Source organism: Vibrio sp. 1641 (assembly GCF_033339995.1).
GTDB lineage: Bacteria > Pseudomonadota > Gammaproteobacteria > Enterobacterales > Vibrionaceae > Vibrio > Vibrio alginolyticus.
This window is the reverse complement of record NZ_JAWOVP010000560.1, coordinates 1-501: the sequence shown is the minus strand read 5'-3', so window position 1 is coordinate 501 and position 501 is coordinate 1. Positions and strand designations below refer to the sequence as shown.

Sequence of the window (501 nt, the reverse complement as noted above, 5' to 3'; positions counted from 1 at the left end):
GCTCTTGGTTTTCATGCGCCATAGATTGCGCATTCTCCACCATCTCTGTTCGAATGGTTTGGAGCATATCTCCGCCTTTCAAGCTGCTCGACATCAACTCGTCGCTACTTTCGTAACGCTGTTGCGCTGTGTTCAGTAGTTGTTTGGCTTCTTTTAACTGACGTTCCAACGTCTCAACGTCGGTTTGATACTTGTCTTTAAGGCTCGCTAATTCCTGCTTAAGCGCCTCATTTTCCATTTTTAATTTTTTTGAGCCGAACATATTTTTTATAAATGCAGCAAGGTTTTAAAAAATTCATGTTAAATCAGTTGGATAAGCAATCCACCATGACTTTCATATACTTGTTCATTTTTCTCACATTTTTTATGTGGGTTTTCATAAAAAGAGCGAAAGTCGCCCCTATCAATGTGAACGTGGTCAACACTGAGTGACGGATGAGTGAATCTAAATGGAAAGCTATGGAATAGAAAAGGGCGGGTGGAAGATAGGGGAAGAGGGCT

At 41.1% G+C, this 501-nt stretch carries 1 protein-coding gene and 1 pseudogene; both read right to left on the bottom strand.

All coding sequences use genetic code 11. The features are described from left to right. A pseudogene (locus R7Z47_RS27130) lies at positions 1–262 on the bottom strand (chemotaxis protein); the annotation flags it as partial. A gap of 38 nt (positions 263–300) precedes the next feature. Next, positions 301–501: hypothetical protein (locus R7Z47_RS27125; RefSeq protein WP_318131059.1), on the bottom strand; the 201-nt coding region annotated here is incomplete at its 5' end.